This window comes from Pseudomonas sp. B21-051 (assembly GCF_024748795.1).
Classification (GTDB): Bacteria; Pseudomonadota; Gammaproteobacteria; order Pseudomonadales; family Pseudomonadaceae; genus Aquipseudomonas; species Aquipseudomonas putida_A.
The window spans coordinates 4,362,710-4,384,869 of sequence record NZ_CP087166.1 but is presented as its reverse complement, the minus strand read 5'-3'; the positions used below and the strand labels follow the sequence as shown (position 1 = coordinate 4,384,869).

The 22,160-nt window shown below is 61.1% G+C and carries 20 protein-coding genes; 14 read left to right on the top strand and 6 right to left on the bottom strand.

Features of this window, described 5'->3' with window-relative positions; translation table 11 throughout:
* The first annotated feature begins 75 nt into the window (after positions 1–75).
* From LOY52_RS19645 to LOY52_RS19620, 6 genes are all read left to right on the top strand, one after another.
* Positions 76–1,086, top strand: coding sequence for a YhcG family protein (locus LOY52_RS19645; protein WP_258675675.1), 1,011 nt, complete (start codon positions 76–78; stop codon positions 1,084–1,086).
* Positions 1,087–1,195: 109 nt separating this feature from the next.
* On the top strand, positions 1,196–2,098 hold the full coding sequence (gene cysM, locus LOY52_RS19640) for a cysteine synthase CysM (RefSeq protein WP_027612303.1): 903 nt from the start codon (positions 1,196–1,198) through the stop codon (positions 2,096–2,098).
* Positions 2,098–3,474, top strand: a complete 1,377-nt coding sequence (rlmD, locus tag LOY52_RS19635) for a 23S rRNA (uracil(1939)-C(5))-methyltransferase RlmD (protein WP_258675674.1) — start codon at positions 2,098–2,100, stop codon at positions 3,472–3,474. The genes cysM and rlmD overlap by 1 nt, the downstream gene beginning before the upstream one ends.
* A gap of 101 nt (positions 3,475–3,575) precedes the next feature.
* Positions 3,576–5,819 (top strand): GTP diphosphokinase, encoded by a 2,244-nt coding sequence (gene relA / locus LOY52_RS19630; RefSeq protein WP_095137164.1) that lies wholly within the window; start codon positions 3,576–3,578, stop codon positions 5,817–5,819.
* 106 nt (positions 5,820–5,925) lie between these two features.
* Entirely contained in the window at positions 5,926–6,759 is an 834-nt protein-coding gene (mazG, locus tag LOY52_RS19625; RefSeq protein WP_258675672.1) for a nucleoside triphosphate pyrophosphohydrolase, read from the top strand.
* Between the two features lie 26 nt (positions 6,760–6,785).
* Positions 6,786–7,328: a DUF2058 domain-containing protein gene (locus tag LOY52_RS19620; protein WP_007968960.1), complete on the top strand. Its 543-nt coding sequence runs from the start codon at positions 6,786–6,788 to the stop codon at positions 7,326–7,328.
* A 147-nt stretch (positions 7,329–7,475) separates the two neighbouring features.
* On the opposite strand, the gene LOY52_RS19615 is transcribed toward LOY52_RS19620, so the two are convergent.
* From LOY52_RS19615 to LOY52_RS19590, 6 genes are all read right to left on the bottom strand, one after another.
* Positions 7,476–7,664 (bottom strand): hypothetical protein, encoded by a 189-nt coding sequence (locus tag LOY52_RS19615; protein ID WP_258675671.1) that lies wholly within the window; start codon positions 7,662–7,664, stop codon positions 7,476–7,478.
* 389 nt (positions 7,665–8,053) lie between these two features.
* The gene (gene fabB / locus LOY52_RS19610) at positions 8,054–9,274 is read right to left on the bottom strand and encodes a beta-ketoacyl-ACP synthase I (RefSeq protein ID WP_003227152.1); all 1,221 of its coding nucleotides are present in this window, start codon (positions 9,272–9,274) and stop codon (positions 8,054–8,056) included.
* Positions 9,275–9,285: 11 nt separating this feature from the next.
* On the bottom strand, positions 9,286–9,801 hold the full coding sequence (gene fabA, locus LOY52_RS19605) for a 3-hydroxyacyl-[acyl-carrier-protein] dehydratase FabA (protein WP_003227150.1): 516 nt from the start codon (positions 9,799–9,801) through the stop codon (positions 9,286–9,288).
* 247 nt (positions 9,802–10,048) lie between these two features.
* Entirely contained in the window at positions 10,049–11,953 is a 1,905-nt protein-coding gene (locus LOY52_RS19600; protein WP_258675670.1) for an ATP-binding protein, read from the bottom strand.
* Positions 11,950–12,882, bottom strand: coding sequence for an ABC transporter substrate-binding protein (locus LOY52_RS19595; RefSeq protein ID WP_258675669.1), 933 nt, complete (start codon positions 12,880–12,882; stop codon positions 11,950–11,952). The genes LOY52_RS19600 and LOY52_RS19595 overlap by 4 nt, the downstream gene beginning before the upstream one ends.
* Position 12,883: 1 nt before the next feature.
* A complete protein-coding gene (locus LOY52_RS19590) occupies positions 12,884–15,007 on the bottom strand; it encodes a TonB-dependent siderophore receptor (RefSeq protein ID WP_258675668.1) in 2,124 nt (707 codons plus the stop codon).
* Between the two features lie 196 nt (positions 15,008–15,203).
* On the opposite strand from LOY52_RS19590, the gene LOY52_RS19585 reads away from it, so the two are divergent.
* The 8 genes from LOY52_RS19585 to LOY52_RS19550 all read left to right on the top strand — a co-directional run bounded on the left by LOY52_RS19585 (position 15,204) and on the right by LOY52_RS19550 (position 22,112).
* Complete coding sequence (locus LOY52_RS19585; RefSeq protein WP_258675667.1) at positions 15,204–16,229, top strand: NAD(P)H-dependent glycerol-3-phosphate dehydrogenase; 1,026 nt, start codon at positions 15,204–15,206, stop codon at positions 16,227–16,229.
* Between the two features lie 18 nt (positions 16,230–16,247).
* Positions 16,248–16,595 carry a DUF4389 domain-containing protein gene (locus LOY52_RS19580; RefSeq protein ID WP_095137170.1) on the top strand — a complete coding sequence of 116 codons (348 nt, stop codon included), beginning with the start codon at positions 16,248–16,250 and terminating at the stop codon, positions 16,593–16,595.
* The gene (gene sixA / locus LOY52_RS19575) at positions 16,592–17,044 is read left to right on the top strand and encodes a phosphohistidine phosphatase SixA (protein ID WP_135296348.1); all 453 of its coding nucleotides are present in this window, start codon (positions 16,592–16,594) and stop codon (positions 17,042–17,044) included. Before LOY52_RS19580 ends, sixA begins: the two co-directional genes overlap by 4 nt.
* Before the next feature lie 159 nt (positions 17,045–17,203).
* Positions 17,204–18,859 carry an AMP-binding protein gene (locus LOY52_RS19570; RefSeq protein WP_258675665.1) on the top strand — a complete coding sequence of 552 codons (1,656 nt, stop codon included), beginning with the start codon at positions 17,204–17,206 and terminating at the stop codon, positions 18,857–18,859.
* Between the two features lie 31 nt (positions 18,860–18,890).
* Positions 18,891–19,334 carry a hotdog fold thioesterase gene (locus tag LOY52_RS19565; protein ID WP_123588789.1) on the top strand — a complete coding sequence of 148 codons (444 nt, stop codon included), beginning with the start codon at positions 18,891–18,893 and terminating at the stop codon, positions 19,332–19,334.
* A 198-nt stretch (positions 19,335–19,532) separates the two neighbouring features.
* A complete protein-coding gene (locus LOY52_RS19560) occupies positions 19,533–20,339 on the top strand; it encodes an alpha/beta fold hydrolase (protein WP_258675663.1) in 807 nt (268 codons plus the stop codon).
* The gene (locus LOY52_RS19555) at positions 20,336–21,190 is read left to right on the top strand and encodes an alpha/beta hydrolase (RefSeq protein WP_258675662.1); all 855 of its coding nucleotides are present in this window, start codon (positions 20,336–20,338) and stop codon (positions 21,188–21,190) included. The genes LOY52_RS19560 and LOY52_RS19555 overlap by 4 nt, the downstream gene beginning before the upstream one ends.
* A gap of 115 nt (positions 21,191–21,305) precedes the next feature.
* A complete protein-coding gene (locus LOY52_RS19550) occupies positions 21,306–22,112 on the top strand; it encodes a DUF4892 domain-containing protein (protein WP_258675661.1) in 807 nt (268 codons plus the stop codon).
* Positions 22,113–22,160: the final 48 nt, after the last annotated feature.

The window sequence follows — 22,160 nt, the reverse complement described above, 5'->3', positions numbered from 1 at the left end:
AAGGAGTTTATCGACGTTTTAACCCGTCCTTGACCGTTTACTCTCGAGGCTCCGCTCGTCCTCAAGGAACTGGTCATGACTGCAACTGACATCCCCGGCAACCGATTCAATGAAGTACTGGCGCTGATTCAGAGCGCCAGGCAGCAAGCCGTGCAAGCAGTAAATACTCAACTGATCGAGTTGTACTGGCAGGTGGGGGGGTACATCAGTCGCAAGATCGCTCGCGCTGAGTGGGGCGATGCGGTGGTTAGGCAGCTGGCCGAACATCTGGCTCGAACGCAGCCAGGGTTGCGTGGGTTTACCCGTTCGAACTTGTTCCGCATGTGCCAGTTCTACGAGACTTATCACGCTGAAGAAAAAGTCGCACCACTGGTGCGACAATTGTCTTGGTCTCACAATTTGATCATTTTCAGCCAAAGCAAACGTCCAGAAGAGCGCGAGTTCTACGTCCGGATGGCGATTCAGGAAAAGTGGTCAAAGCGCGAACTCGAACGCCAGCTCAAAGCTGCGCTCTTCGAACGCAGTGTCACCCAGCCAGCAAAGGCTTCTGCTGTCCTCAAACAGACTCATCCCGCTGCGCTCGAGATCTTCCGTGACGCCTACATGGTCGAATTTCTCGACCTGCCCGGCGTACACGCCGAAACCGATCTGCACCAAGGTTTGCTGGGGCGACTGAAGGAGTTTCTGATCGAGTTGGGGCGCGATTTCTGCTTCGTCGGCTCGGAGTATCCGGTACAAGTTGGCGGCCGTGATTTCGCCCTTGATCTGCTGTTCTTCCATCGTGGGCTCAACTGTCTTGTCGCCATCGAGCTCAAGGTCGGACGTTTTGAACCTGAATATCTGGGCAAGCTGAATTTCTACCTTGAAGCGCTGGATCGCGGCGTTCGCAAGCCTCACGAGAATCCGGCCATCGGCGTATTGCTTTGCGCCAGCAAGGAGGACGAGGTAGTCGAATATGCCCTCAATCGCAGCTTGTCTGCGGCACTGATCGCGGAATATCAGGTGCAGTTGCCAGACAAACAATTGCTGCAAGCCAAATTGCACGAGTTCTATGCCATGAATGTCGCAGGGGAAGAGGAAGGCTGAGCCATCTGCTTATTCCCATAAACCATAAGCACCGCACTTTGCGTGATATGGCCTGCGAACGTTTGCCGGTATGATAGGCGCCCCCGCACGTCTGGATTGCGAATACGCCATGACCCTGCAGTACCCAACCATCGCCGATTGCGTCGGCAACACTCCGCTGGTGCGTTTGCAGCGCCTGCCCGGTGCCACCAGCAACACCCTGTTGCTCAAACTCGAAGGGAACAACCCGGCGGGTTCGGTCAAGGACCGTCCGGCGCTGTCGATGATCACCCGTGCCGAACTGCGCGGGCAGATTCACGCTGGCGACACGCTGATCGAAGCGACCTCGGGCAACACCGGGATTGCGCTGGCCATGGCCGCCGCGATCAAGGGTTACAAGATGATCCTGATCATGCCGGACAACTCCAGCGCCGAGCGCAAGGCGGCGATGACCGCTTACGGTGCCGAGCTGATTCTGGTCAGTCAGGAAGAGGGCATGGAAGGCGCTCGCGATCTCGCTCAGCGGATGGAAGCCGAAGGCCGTGGCAAGGTGCTCGATCAGTTCGCCAACGGCGATAATCCGGAGGCGCACTACACCACCACCGGCCCGGAAATCTGGCGTCAGACCCAGGGCACCATCACCCATTTCGTCAGTTCGATGGGCACCACCGGCACCATCATGGGCGTCTCGCGCTACTTGAAAGAGCAGAGCGACAGCGTGCAGATCATCGGGCTGCAGCCGATGGAAGGCTCGGCCATTCCCGGCATCCGTCGCTGGCCGCAGGAATACCTGCCGAAGATCTATCAGGCCGACCGCGTCGACCGCATTGTCGACATGGCGCAAAGCGAAGCCGAGGACGTCACCCGGCGTCTGGCCCGCGAAGAAGGCATCTTCTGTGGCGTATCCTCGGGCGGTGCGGTGGCAGCGATGCTGCGCCTGTCCAAGGAAGTTGAAAACGCGGTGATCGTCGCGATCATCTGCGACCGTGGCGACCGTTATCTGTCGACCGGCATTTTCGACGCGCCCAACTGATGGCCAAGCACGAGAGAGGCCTGCGCTTCCAGCCCACCGGCGGCAGCAAGGCCGCGCAAATTCCGACCGGTAAAAAACAGCGCTTGAACATCGAGCGCCTGGCCAATGACGGTCGCGGCATCGCGTTTTTCGAAGGCAAAACCTGGTTCGTCCTCGGCGCCCTCGCCGGTGAAGAAGTCGAGGCGCGGGTGCTTGGCGCCCACGGCAAAGTGGTCGAGGCGCGCACCGAGCGCGTGTTCAAGGCCAGCGAGTTGCGTCGCCCGGCAGCCTGTCAGCACGCCGGCCGCTGCGGCGGGTGCAGCGTGCAACACTTGCCCCACGCCGAACAGCTTGCCCTGAAACAGCGCATGCTCGCCGAGCAGCTGTCGAAGGTCGCCGGGGTCGCGCCTGACGAATGGGCGGCGCCGTTGACTGGCCCGGAATTCGGCTATCGCCGCCGCGCGCGGATCGCCGTGCGCTGGGACATGAAAGCGAAGCAGCTTGAAGTCGGTTTTCGCGCCGCCGGCAGCCAGGACATCGTCGCCATCAACGAATGCCCGGTGCTGGTACAGCCCTTGCAGCCGATCATGACCCGTTTGCCGGAAATGCTCCGTCGTTTGAGCAAACCGCAGGCGTTGGGGCATGTCGAGTTGTTCAGTGGTTCATCGCTGGCGGTGTTGTTGCGACACATGGCGCCGCTGTCCGAAGCCGACCTGACGATCCTCAAGGATTTCTGCCAGTTCCATGCAGCGCAACTTTGGCTGCATGGTGACGGCGAGCCGCAACCGGTGGATGCCACGCAGGCGCTGGGCTATCGCCTGGAGCAATGGGATCTGGATCTGGCCTGGCGGCCGGGGGATTTCATTCAGGTCAACGCCGGGGTCAATGAGGCCATGGTCGCGCAGGCGCTGGACTGGCTGAAGTCGGCCGGTGACGAGCGGGTACTCGACCTGTTCTGCGGTCTGGGCAACTTCGCCTTGCCGCTGGCCAAAAGCGTGCGCGAAGTGGTGGCAGTGGAGGGCGTGCAGACCATGGTCGACCGTGCCGCTGCAAATGCTGCTAGCAACAATTTGCATAACACAAAGTTTTTTCAAGCCGATTTATCCCAGCCTTTGACCGATGCTCAGTGGATCGGAAACGGCTTTTCTGCGGTACTCTTGGACCCACCGCGTGACGGTGCTTTCGAGGTGGTGCGCAAGCTCGCGACCCTGGGTGCCAAAAGGTTGGTGTATGTATCGTGCAACCCTGCAACTCTGGCGCGCGATACGGTCGAATTGATCAAGCAGGGCTACCGGTTAAAACGTGCCGGGATTCTCGATATGTTTCCTCAGACGGCACATGTCGAGGCCATGGCGTTATTTGAAGCGAGCCAGGATGGCTCGTCTGAATCCGTCTGACCTGTCCGGGCGGCGCTCGCTTTAGCCCCGCGAGCGCATACGGGCATTGAGGGTCAGCGATTTGACGCATTGAATCTGCGTCGTAGGGAAGGTAAAGCAGCATGGTACAGGTGAGAGCACACCAGCCGATCAACACTGACGGCAGTATCAATCTCGAGGCTTGGCTCGATCATGCGGTCAGTGTCGACATGGCACTGGATCGCGAAGCCTTGAAAGAAGCCTGCGAGTTCGCTCGCGAGGCCGAACAGCAGTCCAATGCCAAGAAGAATCTGTGGGCCGAAGGCTCCGGCAGTTTCAGCACGGGACTGGAGATCGCCGAGATCCTCGCCGATCTCAAACTCGATCAGGATTCGCTGGTCGCGGCGGTGCTGTATCGCGGCGTGCGCGAAGGCCAGATCGAGCTCGCGGCCGTCGGTCAGCGCTTCGGCCCGGTGGTGGCCAAGCTGATCGACGGCGTGCAGCGCATGGCGGCGATCAGTGCCAGCCTCAGCCCGCGCCAGTCGATGGTGATGGGCACTCAGGGCCAGGTGGAAAACCTGCGCAAGATGCTCGTGGCGATGGTCGACGACGTTCGCGTCGCGCTGATCAAACTGGCCGAACGTACCTGCGCCATTCGCGCGGTGAAAACCGCTGACGACGAAAAGCGTAACCGCGTCGCCCGGGAAGTCTTCGACATCTATGCGCCGCTCGCGCACCGACTCGGCATCGGTCATATCAAGTGGGAACTGGAGGACTTGTCCTTCCGTTACCTGGAACCCGATCAATACAAACAGATCGCCAAGCTGCTCCACGAGCGACGGCTGGACCGAGAGCGGTTCATCAGCGATGTGATGACCCAGCTCAAGGACGAATTGCAGGCCACCGGCGTCGACGCCGACATCAGCGGCCGGGCCAAACACATCTATTCGATCTGGCGCAAGATGCAGCGCAAGGGTCTGGAATTCAGCCAGATCTACGACGTGCGCGCGGTGCGCGTGCTGGTGCCGGAAATGCGCGACTGCTACACCGCGCTTGGCATCGTCCACACCCTGTGGCGGCACATCCCGAAAGAATTCGACGACTATATCGCTAACCCGAAAGAGAACGGCTACCGCTCGCTGCACACCGCGGTAATCGGTCCGGAAGGCAAGGTGCTGGAAGTACAGATCCGTACGCACTCGATGCACGAAGAGGCCGAACTCGGCGTCTGCGCGCACTGGCGCTACAAAGGCACCGACGTCAAGTCCGGCTCCAACCACTATGAAGAGAAAATCTCCTGGCTGCGGCAGGTGCTCGAGTGGCACGAAGAGCTGGGCGACATCGGTGGTCTGGCCGAACAGCTGCGGGTCGATATCGAACCGGACCGAGTGTACATCTTCACCCCCGACGGCCACGCCATCGATTTGCCGAAAGGCGCGACGCCGCTGGACTTCGCCTACCGCGTGCACACCGAAATCGGGCACAACTGCCGTGGCGCGAAGATCAATGGGCGGATCGTGCCGCTCAACTACAGCCTGCAGACCGGTGAACAGGTCGAGATCATCACCAGCAAACACGGTACGCCGAGCCGCGACTGGCTTAACCCGAACCTGGGCTACGTCACCACCTCGCGGGCGCGGGCGAAGATCGTTCACTGGTTCAAGTTGCAGGCCCGTGACCAGAACGTCGCGGCGGGTAAAACCCTGATCGAGCGCGAACTCAATCGCCTCGGTCTGCCGGCGGTGGATTTCGACAAGCTGGCCGAAAAGGCCAACATGAAAACCGCCGAAGACATGTTCGCCGCCCTTGGTGCCGGCGACCTGCGTCTGGCGCAACTGGTCAACCTCGCACAGCAACTGGTCGAGCCGGAACGCGGCAACGAACAGCTGGAGCTGATCCCGCGCAAGGCCACTGGCTACAAGCCGGGCAAGCGCGGCGACATTCAGATCCAGGGCGTCGGCAACCTGATGACGCAGATGGCCGGCTGCTGCCAGCCGCTGCCGGGCGACGCGATTGTCGGCTACATCACCCAGGGTCGGGGCGTGAGCATTCACCGGCAGGACTGCGCCTCGGTGCTGCAACTGGGCGGGCGCGAGCCGGAGCGGATTATCCAGGTCAGTTGGGGCCCGGTGCCGGTGCTCACCTATCCGGTGGACATTGTCATTCGCGCCTACGACCGTTCCGGTCTGCTGCGTGACGTCTCGCAGGTGCTGCTCAATGAGCGGATCAACGTGCTGGCGGTCAACACCCGCTCGAACAAGGAAGACAACACGGCGCTGATGTCGCTGACCATCGAGATCCCCGGGCTGGATGCGCTGGGCCGCTTGCTGGGGCGGATTTCGCAGTTGCCGAACATCATCGAGACGCGGCGTAACCGTACCCCATAACGCGGTCCCCTGTAGGAGCTGCCGCAGGCTGCGATCTTTTGACTCTGTTTTAAGATCAAAAGATCGCAGCCTGCGGCAGCTCCTACAGGGTTGAGTGAGATTTTGTATGTACAGCCTTGAAGACCTGCTCCACCTGATGAGCCGTCTGCGCGATCCGCAGTACGGCTGCCCGTGGGACATCAAGCAAACCTACGCGACCATCGTCCCGCACACCCTCGAAGAAGCCTACGAAGTGGCAGACGCCATCGAGCGCGGCGACTTCGATCACTTGCAGGGCGAGCTGGGTGATCTGCTGTTTCAGGTGGTCTATTACAGCCAGTTGGCCAAGGAAGAAGGGCGCTTCGAATTCGCCGGAGTGATCGACAGCATCACCCGCAAACTGATCCGCCGTCATCCGCATGTGTTTCCCACCGGCGAACTGTACGCACCGCTGGATGTGCCGCGCCTGAGCGAAGAACAGGTCAAGCAGCGCTGGGAAGAGATCAAGGCCGAAGAACGCGCCGAGAAATCCGCCGCGCCCGAGCAGCTGTCACTGCTCGACGACGTGCCCGCCGCGTTGCCGGCACTGTCGCGTTCGGCCAAGTTGCAAAAGCGTGCAGCGCAGGTCGGCTTCGACTGGCCGGATGCGTTGCCGGTGCTGGACAAGGTGCGCGAAGAGCTCGATGAAGTGCTCGAAGCCATGTCCGAAAATGATCCGCAAGCGGTGGCCGACGAGATCGGCGATCTGCTGTTTTCCGTGGTCAATCTGGCCCGGCACCTGAAGGTCGATCCGGAAACCGCGCTGCGTGGCGCCAACGCCAAGTTTGAGAGACGTTTCCGTTTTATCGAACAGGCATTGCGCGACACCCGTCGTCCCATGGAAGATTGCACCCTCGAAGAGTTGGACGCCCTGTGGGGTGAAGCCAAACGTCAGGAAAAGAATCTGCCCAGCTGCGGCTGAGCCGTTGCCCAAGTGAGTAAGCATTAATGAGCCTTTCCCTTCGCGACCAGTTGCTCAAAGCAGGCCTGGTCAACCAAAAGCAGGCCAAGCAGGTCAGCAAAGACAAGCAGAAGCAACAGCGTCTGGCCCACAAAGGGCAGGCTGAGCTGGATGATTCGCAGCAGCGCGCCGCCCAGGAGGCCATGGCCGAGAAGGTCAAGCGCGACCAGGAGTTGAACCGTCAGCAGCAAGAGAAAGCCGAGGCCAAGGCCCGTGCCGCGCAGGTCAAGCAGTTGATCGAAGTCTCGCGTCTGCCGAAGCTGACCACTGAGGACTACTACAACTTCGTCGACGACAAGAAGGTCAAGCGCATCTCGGTCAATACGCTGATGCGCAACAAGCTCAGCAGCGGCTCGCTGGCGATCGTGCACCATGCCGGCGGCTACGAAGTGATCCCTCGTGAAGCGGCCCTGAAGATCCAGGAGCGCGACCCGCAGCGTATCGTGCAGCTCAACGTGCAGACCGAAGAGGTCAATGCCGAGGACGATCCGTACGCGGCCTATCAGATCCCTGATGACCTGATGTGGTAAACCGATAGAGCTGTAACAACACAAACTGTGGCGAGGGAGCTTGCTCCCGCTGGACTGCGTAGCAGGCCCCCTGCTCTTGAGTTAAAGAACAGGGCCGCTTCGCGCTCCAGCGGGAGCAAGCTCCCTCGCCACAGGTTCAATATTCGCCTAAGCGGATTTCAGATTCCGTTGCTGTTCCTGCAGCTCCAGTTCGGCCTTGTAGTTGTGGGCGTCGATCTCGTTGTGGAACATGCCGACCAGCAAATCTTGTTGATGCACATCCCAGATCCGTACTCCGGCGGCTACGCCTTCATGGGACATGTGTGAATCGTCGCGTTCAGTTACTTTTACAGTCATCTGCTAGCTCCAAATCTCAAGTTATCTGCAGCAAGGCGTGTGCAGGGCTCTTTTATATGATTTGTTAGCTTGCTAAGTAAACGCTTGATTTGCGCAAGGTGTTGTTGCGGTTTTTGCAACAGTGCTGCAGCCCGCGTAATCCGCGACATTCGGTCGCAGGGCGGGGAGTTTCATGACAGAAGTTTCATTTTCAGCCTGACGCAACCCTATATAGGAGCTGCCGCAGGCTGCGATCTTTTGACTTTGATTTTTAAAAGACAAGATCAAAAGATCGCAGCCTGCGGCAGCTCCTACATGGGGGATTTGTGGCGGCCATGAGTTTTGTGCGGACCAAAAAAAACGCCCCGAACCAGTCGGGGCGTTTTCAGGTGTGGCTCAGCAGCGGGGAATTACTTGCCTTCCCAGCGCTTCAGCACCAGCGTGGCGTTGGTGCCGCCGAAGCCGAAGCTGTTGCTCATCACGGTGTTGATGGTGGCGTTCTCGCGGGTCTTGGTCAGCACCGGCAGATCGGCCACTTCAGGGTCCAGTTCGTCGATGTTGGCGGAACCGGCGATGAAGTTGCCTTCCATCATCAGCATGCAGTAGATCGCTTCGTGAACACCGGCGGCGCCCAGCGAGTGACCGGACAGGCTCTTGGTCGAGCTGATCGCGGGGGCCTTGTCGCCGAACACTTCACGCACACCTTTCATTTCCGCGACGTCGCCGACCGGAGTCGAAGTGCCGTGGGTGTTCAGGTAGTCGATCGGGGTGTCGACTGTGGACATTGCCATCTGCATGCAGCGGATCGCGCCTTCGCCACTTGGGGCAACCATGTCGTAGCCGTCGGACGTCGCGCCGTAGCCAACGATTTCGGCGTAGATCTTGGCGCCACGGGCCAGAGCGTGTTCCAGCTCTTCAACCACGACCATGCCGCCACCGCCAGCGATGACGAAACCGTCACGGTCGGCGTCGTAGGCGCGGGAGGCTTGTTCCGGGGTGTCGTTGCGCTTGCTGGACAGGGCGCCCATGGCGTCGAACAGGAACGACTGGCTCCAGTGCTCTTCTTCACCGCCACCGGCGAAGACGATGTCCTGCTTGCCCATCTGGATCTGTTCCATGGCGGTACCGATGCAGTGAGCACTGGTGGCGCAGGCAGAAGCGATGGAGTAATTCAGGCCCTTGATCTTGAACGGCGTGGCCAGGCATGCGGAAACGGTGCTGCTCATGGTCCGCGTTACACGGTATGGGCCAACGCGTTTCACGCCTTTCTCGCGCAGGATGTCCAGCGCTTCCATCTGGTTCAGGGTCGACGCGCCGCCCGAGCCGGCGATCAGGCCGGTACGCGGGTTGGACACTTGCTCTTCGGTCAGGCCGGAGTCAGCAATGGCGTCTTTCATGGCCAGGTAGGCGTAAGCCGCTGCGTGGCCGACGAAACGATAGATCTTGCGATCGATCAGTTCTTCAAGGTTGAGGTCGATGGAGCCGGAAACCTGGCTACGCAGACCCATTTCAGCATATTCCGGGTTGAACCGGATGCCAGGGCGGCTTGCACGCAGGTTAGCGGAGACGGTCTCTTTGTCATTGCCCAGGCACGAAACAATGCCCAGACCAGTGATAACGACGCGGCGCATGCGAATAACCCTTAGAAGTTGTCAGTGGAGGTGAACACGCCGACGCGAAGGCCTTCGGCGGTGTAGATTTCGCGACCGTCGACAGTCACCGAACCATCGGCGATGGCCAGGTTCAGCTTGCCCTTGAGGACGCGTTTGATATGAATGTTATAGGTGACTTTCTTGGCGGTCGGCAGGACCTGGCCGAAGAATTTCACTTCGCCCGAACCCAGCGCACGGCCACGGCCCGGCAGGCCTTGCCAGCCCAGGAAGAAGCCGACCAGTTGCCACATGGCGTCCAGACCCAGGCAGCCCGGCATCACCGGATCGCCCTCGAAGTGGCACGCGAAGAACCACAGGTCAGGGTTGATATCCAGCTCGGCGACCAATTCACCTTTGCCGTACTTGCCGCCTTCTTCGCTGATCAGGGTGATGCGATCCACCATCAGCATGTTCGGGGCGGGCAGTTGCGCGTTACCTGGGCCGAACAGCTCACCGCGACTGCAGCGCAGCAGGTCTTCCCGAGTAAAGGCGTTTTGTTTGGTCATGCGAGCTCCTCAATAATCCCATGCGGCAGGTGGGGCAAATCTTCCCGGCCGATCGACGCGTTCATGCCTCGTACCGGCAGCCTACTCATAGACTATTGCGTTGTGGTGAAAGTCACAGCACCAAGGACATGAATGTACACTTGTGCACTGAAATTTTTATTCAAGCCTCTTTTGAGGCTCGTTCGGGTGCCTAAGACTGCCGCACTTTCGCTTTTCACGCCAGTCGCAGATGGTCGAAAAACCGTCACTACTGCACCCAGCGCTGAAGAATCTGTTGTAGGTCATTGCGTTTGAACGGCTTCGCCAGGTAATCGTTCATGCCCGCCGACAGGCAGGTTTCGCGGTCGCCCTGTAGCGCGTTGGCGGTCAGCGCGATGATCGGCACCTCGCCGCGTCCGGGCAGCAGGCGGATCTGCCGGGTCGCCTCGTAGCCGTCGATGATCGGCAGCCGGCAGTCCATCAGAATCACTTCGTAATCATTGCCTTCGGCGCTGCGTACCGCTTGCGCCCCGTCAGTGGCGACGCTGACAGTAAAGCCGAGGCTGCGCAGCATGGCTTCGATGACCGTCTGGTTGACCGGGTTGTCTTCCACCAGCAACACATTGCGTCCTTCGCCATGCCCATTGCCGCTGGCTGCGCGCGGTGGCGCCAGCTGTGGCAGCGTCTTCTTATATAAGGCCAGCGGGATTTCCAGAGTGAACACTGACCCCAGGCCTTCTTCGCTCTGCGCGCGCAACGTTCCACCCATGCGTTCGGCCAGGGTGCGGGCGATCGGCAAGCCGAGGCCGGTGCCGCCATAGCGCCGGGAAATCGAACTGTCGGCCTGCTGGAAGGCGTTGAACATCAACTCCAGACTTTCCGGGGAGATGCCGATGCCGCTGTCGCGCACCGAGCAGGTGAACCACAGCAACTCGTGATCCAGCGCCTGCCACTGCGCCTCGATGCTGACCCGGCCGCGCTCGGTGAACTTCAAGGCATTGCCCACCAGATTGACCAGAATCTGCCGGATCCGCGTCGGGTCGCCTTGCACCTGCAAGGCGCGCATGTCCTCGGGGATCCGCAGGTTCAGGTCCAGGCCACGCTGCACCGCGCTGTGCTGGAACGACTGGGCACACGCGCCGATCAGGTCGGCCAGATTGAACGGAATGTGCTCAAGCTCCAGCTCCGAGCGTTCGATCCGCGAGAAATCGAGGATGTCGTTGATGACTTTCAGCAGGTGTTCGGTGGACTCGGAAGCGAGCGCCGCGTACTCGATCTGCTCCTCGGTCATGTCCGTGGTTTCCAGCAACTGCAACATGCCCAGCACACCGTTCATGGGGGTGCGCAGTTCGTGACTCATCATCGCCAGGAAGTCGGATTTGGCATTGTTGGCCTTCTCCGCTTCTTCGCGGGTCTGGATCAGTTGCGCCATCGCCTGATGCTGTTCGCGGCTGGCCTGTTCCAGGGCCTGGGCGAGGTTGTTGATGTGTTGCGACAGGGCGCCGAGTTCGGTGTCATCAACGATCGGCAGCGGAGTCTTGTAGTCGCCTTGCTGAATCGCCTTGACCGCATTGCCGATATCGCGGATCGGCGCCGACAGACTGCCGGCCAGACGCCGCGCCAGAACAAACGTGAAGAGCAGGGCAAACAGCGCCAGGATCCCGGCCTTGAGCAGAATTTCCTGCTGGCGCTGACTGAAGGCATCGTTGGACAGACCGACGATCACCCGGCCCAGGTAATCCTCGCTGGTCACGTTGTTGCTGGCTTTGGCGTCGTGGAAAAAATCGCTGTTGAGGGCGATCCGTTGCAGGCGCACCGGGGCCTGGAACACCTCGACCTGATGCGGGCGGTTGTGCGCGTCGGCGGCTTGTTCAACGTAGGCAAGAATCCGGTTGGCGCTGTCCTGCACTTCCAGAAAACGCACGTTCGGTGTGGCCAGGGTCGCTTTGAGCAGGCTTTCCAGCACCTCGTTGTTGCCGGAAATCACCCCGTACTCGGTGGCGGGCGCCAGTTGGTTGGCGATCAGTTGCCCGGTGTGGTTGAGCTCCTGCCGTAAATCCTGAATCCGCACGAAGGTAAAGAAACTGATCAGCAGCAGCGTGAGCAGCAGGGCCGGGCCGAGGCTGATCAATTGCGTGCGGGTGTTGATGTCCCAGCGGCGACGCAGATTCATGGGTGGCTTTCTCCTTCAGCCAACTGGCGGGCAACAGACGCTTCATCGATTGGCTCGATACCCAGGGAACGAGCGACCTGCACATTACTTGAGACCTTGAAGCGATCGGGGTAGAGCGTTCGCGGCCACGTCGCCGGCGGGCGATCGAGCAACTGGTCAAGGATCGCCAGCCAGTCGGGCTGATCGCTGTAAGTGCTGGCGAGGCTGCCGGCACGCACGAACGCCGCGTTCGGCCCGACCAGCGCCACTTGCCGGGAGTAACTGCTGAGCAACAGGTTTTTCGCGGTTTTCGGGTTGTACAGATCGGGATCGTCGAGGCCCAGCAACACGTCACTGTTTCTCAGCACGCTTTGCAACGGGCGACTGTCCTGGGTGTTGTCCCAACGCTGGCTGACGATTTGCAGATTCAGCGGCGCTGCGGCCTGATGCAGCTCCTTGAGCAGGAATTCGCTGTGTTGGTCGAACAGCACGCCGACCCGCCGCACCTGCGGCAGAATCCGCCGAATCAGTTGCAGTTGCCGCCCCAGCGGCGGGTCGCTCCACAGCAGACTCAAGTGCGGCGGTTGTGCGCCACCCAGGCGTTGCCGCGCTTGCAGTCGGCTGATGCGCAACACTAGCGTCGCCGGGCCCTGGGGCTCCTGCAGACGCCAGTCGAGGCTGGGCAGGTCGAGCAGAATCATCCGCAGATTGCTCGGCAACTTGCCCGGCGCCGGCAGGCTGGTCAGTGGCTGGAACCGCACGTTGTCAGTGGGGCGCAGCTCGCTCAGGGCCTGGACGAAGGCTTGCACCCCGGGGCTTTCTTCGGCACCGGTCAACAGAATATCGGCAGCTTGCACCGCCACGCCGTGCAGCCACGCGGTGAAAAACAGACAGACACCGGCCAGCCAGTGGCCAAGGGTTGGCGTCTTGTTTGCCGTGGCGTAGCGCACCCTAGAACTCCAGCTCGGCGCTGAAGTACAGCACCCGGCGTTCGTCGTAATTGTTGTCGACGAAAGTGGTCGGCTGGTTGTCGAGCCGCTGTTGCAGCACGCCGGCCAGTTGCAATTGTGCCTTGCCCAGCGGGATGTGTCTGGCGATGCGCGTGTCGACCCGTTCGAAGCGGTAGCCGTTGAGCGCGTTGTCGCCGTAATAGAACAGGGCGCTGTTCCAGCCGTGGCCCCAATCACGCAGCCAGCCGGCAGACCCGCTGTTGCGCGAAGTGAATTGCCGATCCAGTGGATTGCTCGCCTCGGCGTCGACGAAGGCGTAGGTGAAGCGCAGGCGATCGATCATGCTCAGGCGCCAGTCGAGCTGGGTTTCAGTGCCGCGAAAGCGCGAGCTGTTGGCGTTGCTGGCGATGTACTGATTGTTGCGCAGCGGCTCGCTGATCATCCCGGTGATTTCGTCGTAGAACAGCTTCACGTCCACGGCCAGCCCCAGCTCGGCGAAATAGCCGTTGTAGCCCAACTCGCGCGAACGCATGTGCTCCTGATCGAGATCGCCCGGGCCGCGAGTCTTGACGAAGTAGCGCGCCGAAGACTGGCCATAGGCGGACGGCCGCAGGTTACTTACCTGATAGCTCCAGTTGACGTTGTTCTCGAACATGTCCGGCGAGCGGATCGCTTCCGAGTACACCGCGCGCAGGCCATGGCGCGGATTGATCAGGTAGTTGACGGCGAAGCGGGGCGTCAGCGAGCTGCCGATCAGTTGGGTGTTTTCGAACATGGCGCCACCCTGCAACAGCCAGTGTTCACTGGCGCGCCACTCCAGTTGGCCGAACGCGCGCCAGGTGGTGTCGTCCAGCGTGCCGTTAAAGTAGGTCTCGGAATCGGCCAGGTCGTAACGATAGTTCATGCCGCTGACCAGTCGCAGGCTGTCGGACAGACTGAGGGTGTCTTGCAATTCGAGATCGTAGCGCGACTCGCGGGCGCTTTGATCGATGTCTCCGCACAAGGTCTGGCCGGCACCGTTGCGCCACTGATCCAGCACCTGATTGGCCAGGGCCATTTCCTGCGGGGTACCCGGCGCTGCGCCGGGTCCGGTGAAGCGGGTGATGTTGCGTGCCAGGCGTTCGGTGTAGTTCGGGTTGAGCTGCCACAGTTGGGTCAGTTGCGGGCTGAACGACACTTCGGCATCGCAGGCGCGCCACACTTGCTGGCGATCCCAGTGCTGGGCCGAACCCTGTATATAAAGGCTGTGTTCGGGATTGATGTCGAGATTCCAGCGCACCGAGCCGGCGTAATCCTTGGCGATCACGTCGGAATTGTTCCCGGCAGCAGTAATCCCCGAGAACACCGGGCGGTAGGTGTAAGGCCGCTGGTTGCTGCCGTCCTTCGCGTTGATCCGCCAGTCGAGGCTCTGGTTGTCGCTCAAGGTCTGGCTGACCACGAGGCTGAAGCGTTCCAAACGGCGGCTGTCGCGATAACCAGCGCCGGTGCGGTCGCTGTCGAAGCCATCGTCTTCCTGGCCGGACAGCGACAGACGCAGGTCGCCGCCGTTCCAGCCAGTGCCCTGGCTTGCGTAGAAATCGTTGATGCCGCGCTGGCCACGGGTGTACTTCAGGCGCGTGCCGTGGCTGTCTGCCGGGTTGCGGGTGATGACGTTGACCACCGCCATCAGCGCGTTGGCGCCGTAGCTGACGGTGTTCGGCCCACGGAAAACCTCGATCCGCTCGATGTCTTCCATGGCCACTGGAATATCACTCCAGTCCACCGTGGCCAGGCCTGCGCGGTACACCGAACGGCCATCGATCAGCACCTGCATGCGCCGCGCTTCGCTGGCGTTGGTCCCGTGATAGTTGACCGCCGCCTGATTGCCGCTGATGTTGCCGACCATCATCCCCGGCACCAGCCGCAGCAACTCGCTGATGTCTCGTGCACCGCTGGCATTGATCAGCTCACTGTCGAGCACGGTCATGCTCCCCGGCACTTCCGCCGGTGTCTGTTTCAGGCGCGTGGCCGTCAGCACCTGCGGCAGCGTTTCACTGTCGACAAACAGGTCATCCGCCTGCAACACCGGGCTGAACAGCAGCGCCAGCAGCAGCGACGAACGCGAGGGGGGAGAGCCAAAAGACACGACACAGCCTTGATCGCAGAGAATTGGCGCGCATGTTAACCGAGGACAGTGACTTTTCCAGTCACGATGCTGGCATTTTCCTCGGTTTTATTGGTCTTCTTCTTACAAGTGTCTGTAATTGATGCGGGGGCTGGCCGCGCTTCGGTCGCCCCGTATAATGCCGCCATCGCCACTGGTATGGATTAACGGATTGCATATGACTGAACAGCGCCCGATTGCGGTCCTGGGAGGCGGAAGTTTTGGTACCGCCGTGGCCAATCTTTTGGCCGAGAACGGCCATCAAGTCCGGCAGTGGATGCGTGACCCTGAGCAGGCCGAGGCCATCCGGGTCAACCGCGAGAACCCGCGTTACCTCAAAGGCATCAAGATTCTGCCGGGAGTGACTGCGGTCACTGACCTGCAGGCCACCCTCGACGCCTGCGAGCTGTGCTTCGTCGCGCTGCCGTCGAGCGCGCTGCGCACGGTGCTGGCCGCCCACGCCGAGCGTCTTAGCGGCAAGATGCTGGTCAGCCTGACCAAGGGTATCGAAGCCCAGACCTTCAAACTGATGAGCCAGATCCTCGAAGAGATCGCCCCGCAGGCGCGCATCGGCGTGCTGTCCGGGCCGAACCTGGCGCGGGAGATCGCCGAGCATGCGTTGACCGCCACGGTGGTCGCCAGCGAAGACGAAGAATTGTGCAAACAGGTGCAGGCTGCGCTGCATGGTCGCACCTTCCGCGTATATGCCAGTGCTGACCGTTTCGGCGTCGAGCTGGGCGGGGCGTTGAAAAACGTTTACGCGATCATCGCCGGCATGGCGGTGGCGCTGGAGATGGGCGAGAACACCAAGAGCATGTTGATCACTCGCGCTCTGGCCGAGATGACCCGGTTCGCGGTGAATCAGGGTGCCAACCCGATGACTTTCCTCGGTCTGGCCGGGGTCGGTGATCTGATCGTGACCTGCTCGTCGCCGAAGAGCCGCAACTACCAGGTCGGGTTTGCCCTCGGTCAGGGCTTGAGCCTTGATGAAGCGGTGTCGCGTCTGGGCGAAGTCGCCGAAGGCGTGAACACCCTGAAGGTGCTCAAGGCCAAGTCCCAGGAGGTTGGCGTGTACATGCCGCTGGTCGCCGGGCTGCATGCGATTTTGTTTGAAGGACGCACGCTGGAGCAGGTGATCGGTCTACTGATGCGTGCCGAGCCGAAAACCGACGTCGACTTTATTTCCACCAGCGGTTTCAACTGATTCAACAGGAAGCGAGCCATGAACGATCCGAAAACCGAAGCCAAGTACGAATCCATCCTCCTGCGGGTGCTGTGGATGATCGTCTACGTGCTGGTCTGGCAAGTGGCGCAGTTCATCCTCGGCGCGGTGGTGCTGGTGCAACTGATCTATCGTTTGATTTACGGCGCGCCGAGCGCCAGCCTGATGAATTTCGGCGACAGCCTGAGTCAGTTCCTCGCGCAGATCGGCCGCTTCGGCAGCTTTCACAGCGACCAGAAACCCTGGCCGTTTGCCGACTGGCCAACCCCGCGTACCCCGGAAGGCGAAGCACCGCACGCCGTGCCGCCAGCGCCGCATCCGGCCCGCGATGAGGAACCCAAGCTATGAAACTCTGGGTATTGCGTCACGGTGAGGCGGTGCCTTATGGCTCGTGCCCCGATTCCGAGCGGGCGTTGACCGAGCAGGGTCGCAAAGAGGCCTTGAACAGTGCAGCCCGATTGATCGGTCAGCCATTGACGGCGATCTATGCCAGCCCTTATCTGCGTGCGCAACAGACCGCGCAGATTGTCCGCGAGGCGCTGGGCTTCGAGCCGGAAATTCGTACTGTCGAATGGCTGACCCCGGAAACCGATCCGGACAAGGTCACCGATCAACTGGTGTCGGTGAGCAATGTGCTGCTGGTCAGCCATAACCCGTTGGTGGGCAACCTGCTGAGCTATCTGCAGCACGGCGCCGGATATCCGCCGGAGAAGGTCGGCACCGCTGGCCTTGCCGAGCTGGAAAGCCCTGAATTGCTGATTGGCTCGATGACCCTTAACAGCCTGAAGCATCCTTAAAAGCAAAAGATCGCAGCCTGCGGCAGCTCCTACATTGATCCGTGTAGAAGCTGCCGCAGGCTGCGATCTTTTGATCTTGTTTCTTTTGGTAAAAAATCCAACCAAGCACTTGCTTGGTTGACTACGCTTGCTCCAGACCCAAAAACAGGAGCGAGTCGCATGTCTGCCGCCTTCCGTTTGCCGCTGGACGTGTTTTACGAGCGCGAGGCCCGGCACCCGCGCCAGCGTTTTCTGGTGCAGCCCATCGGTGGCGGGCAGGTCGAGACCCTGACCTGGGCCGATGTCGGTCATCAGGCCCGTTGCGCCGCGCACTGGCTGCGCGCCCGGGAATTACCGCAGGGCAGCCATATCGCGCTGATCTCGAAAAACTGCGCGCACTGGATCATCGCCGATCTGGCGATCTGGATGGCCGGGCACGTCTCGGTACCGCTGTATCCCAACCTCACCGCAGACTCGGTGAGTCAGGTCCTGACGCACTCGGAAAGTGTGCTGGCGTTCATCGGCAAACTTGATGACTGGCCGGGCATGTCCGTCGGTGTGCCGGCGGATTTACCGACCATCAGCCTGCCGCTGCACCCGCCCAGCGAGTTCGATTTCAGTTGGGATGACCTGCAGAAAAGCTCGCCAATCCAGGACGATCCGCGTCCTGCGGCCGAGCAACTGGCAACCATCATCTATACCTCCGGCACCACCGGATTGCCCAAGGGCGTGATGCACAGCTTTGCCAATCTGGGGTTTGCCACCACTCGCGGGACGCAGTTATTCGGGCTCAACGAGAACGACCGGCTGCTGTCGTACCTGCCGCTGTGCCATGTCGCCGAACGCATGTTCGTCGAGCTTGCGTCGATCTACACCGGGCAAACGGTGTTCTTTGCCGAAAGCCTCGACACCTTCATCACCGATCTGCGCCGGGCGCGGCCCACGGCGATGTTCGGCGTGCCGCGCATCTGGACCAAATTCCAGATGGGTGTGTACGGCAAGATTCCGGCCAAGCGTCTGGATTTCCTGCTCGGTCTGCCATTCATTGGCAAATGGGTCGGGCACAAGGTGCTGGCCGGCCTGGGCCTTGATGCCTTGCGCGTTGCCCTGTCTGGCGCGGCGCCGGTGCCACAGACCTTACTCAGTTGGTATCAGAAGCTCGGCCTCGATGTGCTGGAGGTGTATGGCATGACCGAGAGTTGCGGTTACTCGCACATCTGTCTGCCGGGCCAATACAAACAGGGCTGGATCGGCAAACCGTGCCCGGAGGTCGAGGTGCGGATCGACGAGTCCGGCGAGGTGCAGGTGCGCAGTCAGGCGAACATGCTCGGCTATTTCAAGGAGCCGCAGAAAACCGCCGAAACCCTCACCGAAGACGGCTTCCTGCGTACCGGCGACAAGGGCGAGCAGGATGCCGAGGGGCGCTTGCGCCTGACCGGCCGGCTCAAGGAAATCTTCAAGACCAGCAAAGGCAAATACGTGGCGCCCGCGCCGATTGAAAACCGTCTGGCAGTGCATTCGCGGATCGAGCAGGTCTGTGTGGTCGGCGATGGTTTGAGTGCGCCGCTGGGCTTGTGCGTGCTCTCGACGGTCAATCAGGACGAAGGGCGGGCCAGTCTGTATTCGAGCCTGGAAAAACTGCTGGAAGAGGTCAACGCCGTGCTCGACAAGCACGAACGCCTGCGGCGGCTGGTGGTGGTCAAGGACAGCTGGGCGGTGGAGAACGGCTTTCTCACGCCGACCTTGAAGATCAAGCGCAACGTCATCGAAGACACCTACGGCGCGCGGTTTGAAGAATGGAGCGCGCGCAGCGAGGCGGTGCTGTGGCAGGATTGAGCGACGACCAAAACAACAAAGGAAGCCAGCGATGACCTTGTGGCGCACCACTCCGAACATCGAGCAGTTGAACGCAATCCAGAAAAACACCATCGGCGAAGTGCTGGATATCCGTTTCGAGTCCTTCGACGAGGAATCGCTGACGGCGAGCATGGTCATCGACCACCGCACCCACCAGCCTTACGGTCTGCTGCACGGCGGCGCCTCGGTGGTGCTGGCGGAAACCGTCGGTTCGATGGCCAGTTACCTGTGCATCGATGCCAGCAAGTTCTATTGCGTGGGGCTGGAGATCAATGCCAACCATTTGCGCGGTTTGCGCAGCGGGCGGGTGAGCGCAGTGGCCAAACCGATTCACATCGGCCGCACCACGCATGTCTGGGACATCCGCCTGACCAGCGATGAAGGCAAGGCCAGTTGTGTGTCGCGTTTGACCATGGCGGTGGTGCCACTGGGCGAGCAGCCGCCGGCGCGGTGATCTGCTGAAGATCACAAGATCGCAGCCTGCGGCAGCTCCTACAGAATGTAAGCGATTCCTATGTAGGAGCTGGCGCAGCCTGCGATCTTTTGCTTTTCACGACATCTCCACCACCCTTTCTGGCAGTTATGGTCATTGCTGCCGATCGTGGTCTTACGGACAATCAACATCACGTTTCCCGTTCATGGATAAGCCCGCATGTCGCAACCGATCTTTTTCGCCCACGCCAACGGGTTTCCCTCGGGCACCTATGGCAAGTTGTTCGCGGCGCTGGCGCCCGAGTACCGGGTTGCGCATCTGGAGCAGCATGCCCATGACCCGCGTTTCCCGGCGGACGACAACTGGTACAACCTGGTCGACGAACTGATCCACCATCTGCAGCAGCAGGATCAACCGGTGTGGGGCGTCGGCCATTCGTTTGGCGGCGTGTTGCACCTGCACGCAGCATTGCGCTGCCCTGAGCTGTATCGCGGCGTGGTCATGCTCGACTCGCCGGTGCTGACTCGCACAGACCAGTGGGTGATCCGCGCGGCCAAACGCTTCGGCTTCATCGACAAACTGACCCCGGCCGGGCGTACTTTAGGGCGGCGCGAAGAGTTCGCCGATCTCGACACGGCGCGCAGCTATTTTGCCGGCAAGAGCCTGTTTCGCGGTTTCGATCCGGAATGCTTCGATGCCTATCTGCAACACGGATTGCATACGGTCGGCGGCAAGCTGCGTCTGCGCTTCGACCCGGCCACTGAAATCAGCATCTATCGCGGCGTGCCGCACACCAGTCCGGGCCGTACGCGCCAATTGCAGGTGCCGCTGGCGGTGGTGCGTGGTCACAAGAGCCGCGTGGTCATGCGTCATCACAGCCGATTCGTCGGGCGCCTGCCGCAGGGTGAAGCACTGAGCATGCCCGGCGGGCACATGTTTCCGCTGGAACGTCCGCAAGACACGGCGCGCCTGCTCAAAGAGCTGTTTACGCGCTGGGAGCGCCGCCAACAGATGGACTGCGCATGAGCCCGACCTTCGAAGAAGTGCGCCTGAGCCTGCCGCATATCGAACTGGCCGCGCACTTGTTCGGCCCGGAGGACGGTCTGCCGGTGATTGCCCTGCATGGCTGGCTCGACAACGCCAACAGCTTTGCGCGCCTGGCGCCCAAGCTCAAAGGCCTGCGCATCATCGCCTTGGACATGGCCGGGCACGGGCATTCCGGGCATCGACCCAACGGCGCCGGTTATGCGCTGTGGGACTACGCGCACGATGTGTTGCAGGTCGCCGAGCAACTGGGCTGGAAACGCTTCGGTCTGCTCGGGCATTCGATGGGCGCGATCGTTTCGCTGGTGCTGGCCGGTTCGTTGCCGGAGCGCATCAGCCACCTGGCGTTGATCGACGGGGTGATTCCTCCTACGGACAAAGGCGAAAATGCCGCCGAGCGCATGGGCATGGCCCTGCAAGCGCAGCTGGATCTGCGTGAGAAGCGAAAACCGGTCTACAACACCCTCGACCGCGCCATCGAAGCGCGGATGAAGGGGCTGGTAGCGGTCAGTCGCGAAGCCGCCGAACTGTTGGCGCAACGCGGTCTGATGCCGGTGCCCGGCGGTTATACCTGGCGCACCGACAATCGCCTGACCCTGCCATCACCGCTGCGCCTGACCCAGGAGCAGGCTATGGCCTTCGTCCAGCGCATTACCTGTCCGGCGCGACTGGTGGTGGCCGCCGACGGCATGCTGGCCAAACATCCGGAGTTGCTCGAGCGTCTACCCTTTAGCCAGGAACAGCTGGCGGGCGGGCATCATTTGCACCTCAACGATGAGTCCGGTGCCGACCTTGTCGCAGACTGTTTCAATCGCTTCTTCGCCATTCCTTGACTTGCACCGGGCAACTGTCGAGGCTGGGCGGGTTGAAATGGGAGACAAACACGATGGATTTCTATACCGCTGCGCCCCCGACCCGCCAAGCCATGCCGATCCGATGAGCCTGACTATGCGGTCACTCAGTCTGTTGGCGCTGTGCTGTTTCAGTTCCGTTTCGTTCGCCGCCGACGTGCCCGGCAGCCAGGATCTGCAGATTGTGCCGCGTCTGGCCGATGCACAGATCGTCGACTATCGCCCTCCCGTGGAGCTTGAGCGGATCTATCCGCTGGGCGCGATCCGCAAGATCAGCGGCCAGTTGCGCTTTGACGGCCAGGTCACGGCGCGCGGCCAGACCACTTCGGTCACCTACGAGTTGCCGCCTGAGCATTCCGCCACTGAAGCCTTCACCGCCGCCCGCGAAGCCCTGCAAAAGCAGGACGCCGAATTGCTGTTCTGGTGCCAGGCCCGCGATTGTGGCGAAAGCAGCCTGTGGGCCAATGAAGTGTTCGGCAACTCCAAGCTCTACGGTGCCGACGAGCAACAGGCCTATCTGCTGTTGCGTCTGGCCGCACCAAAGGACAACACCCTGGTGGCGCTCTACAGCATCACCCGCGGCAATCGCAAAGCCTATCTGCATGTCGAACAGTTCGAAGCGGGCGCGCCTTTGGGCGAGTTGCTGCCGACCTCGGCCACGCTGTTGCGACAGCTCAAAAGCACCGGTGAACTGGACTTTCCCAAGCTGACCGGGGATCCGGATGACACCTGGCTACGACTGATTTCCCGTGGCTTGAACCTCGATACCACCCAGCGCGTGACGATTGCCGGACCCAAGGCCGAGGCCTGGCGGCAGGCACTGATCGGTCAGGGTGTGCGGGCGGCGCGGATGGAGGCGGGGAGCGCCGATGGCTCTGGCCTGCGCATCGATCTGTTGCGGTAAGCTGCACGGGCGTGCACGCGTGGCGTGTTCGCCTACTCTTTGACCGAC

Coding starts and splice junctions, on each gene's coding strand:
- LOY52_RS19585 (WP_258675667.1), top strand. CDS start 15,204: ATGACTGAACAGCGCCCGATTGCGGTCCTGGGAGGCGGAAGTTTTGGT.
- LOY52_RS19620 (WP_007968960.1), top strand. CDS start 6,786: ATGAGCCTTTCCCTTCGCGACCAGTTGCTCAAAGCAGGCCTGGTCAAC.
- LOY52_RS19560 (WP_258675663.1), top strand. CDS start 19,533: ATGTCGCAACCGATCTTTTTCGCCCACGCCAACGGGTTTCCCTCGGGC.
- LOY52_RS19580 (WP_095137170.1), top strand. CDS start 16,248: ATGAACGATCCGAAAACCGAAGCCAAGTACGAATCCATCCTCCTGCGG.
- LOY52_RS19555 (WP_258675662.1), top strand. CDS start 20,336: ATGAGCCCGACCTTCGAAGAAGTGCGCCTGAGCCTGCCGCATATCGAA.
- LOY52_RS19550 (WP_258675661.1), top strand. CDS start 21,306: ATGCGGTCACTCAGTCTGTTGGCGCTGTGCTGTTTCAGTTCCGTTTCG.
- LOY52_RS19570 (WP_258675665.1), top strand. CDS start 17,204: ATGTCTGCCGCCTTCCGTTTGCCGCTGGACGTGTTTTACGAGCGCGAG.
- LOY52_RS19615 (WP_258675671.1), bottom strand. CDS start 7,664: ATGACTGTAAAAGTAACTGAACGCGACGATTCACACATGTCCCATGAA.
- LOY52_RS19645 (WP_258675675.1), top strand. CDS start 76: ATGACTGCAACTGACATCCCCGGCAACCGATTCAATGAAGTACTGGCG.
- mazG (WP_258675672.1), top strand. CDS start 5,926: ATGTACAGCCTTGAAGACCTGCTCCACCTGATGAGCCGTCTGCGCGAT.
- fabA (WP_003227150.1), bottom strand. CDS start 9,801: ATGACCAAACAAAACGCCTTTACTCGGGAAGACCTGCTGCGCTGCAGT.
- fabB (WP_003227152.1), bottom strand. CDS start 9,274: ATGCGCCGCGTCGTTATCACTGGTCTGGGCATTGTTTCGTGCCTGGGC.
- sixA (WP_135296348.1), top strand. CDS start 16,592: ATGAAACTCTGGGTATTGCGTCACGGTGAGGCGGTGCCTTATGGCTCG.
- relA (WP_095137164.1), top strand. CDS start 3,576: ATGGTACAGGTGAGAGCACACCAGCCGATCAACACTGACGGCAGTATC.
- rlmD (WP_258675674.1), top strand. CDS start 2,098: ATGGCCAAGCACGAGAGAGGCCTGCGCTTCCAGCCCACCGGCGGCAGC.
- cysM (WP_027612303.1), top strand. CDS start 1,196: ATGACCCTGCAGTACCCAACCATCGCCGATTGCGTCGGCAACACTCCG.
- LOY52_RS19565 (WP_123588789.1), top strand. CDS start 18,891: ATGACCTTGTGGCGCACCACTCCGAACATCGAGCAGTTGAACGCAATC.
- LOY52_RS19600 (WP_258675670.1), bottom strand. CDS start 11,953: ATGAATCTGCGTCGCCGCTGGGACATCAACACCCGCACGCAATTGATC.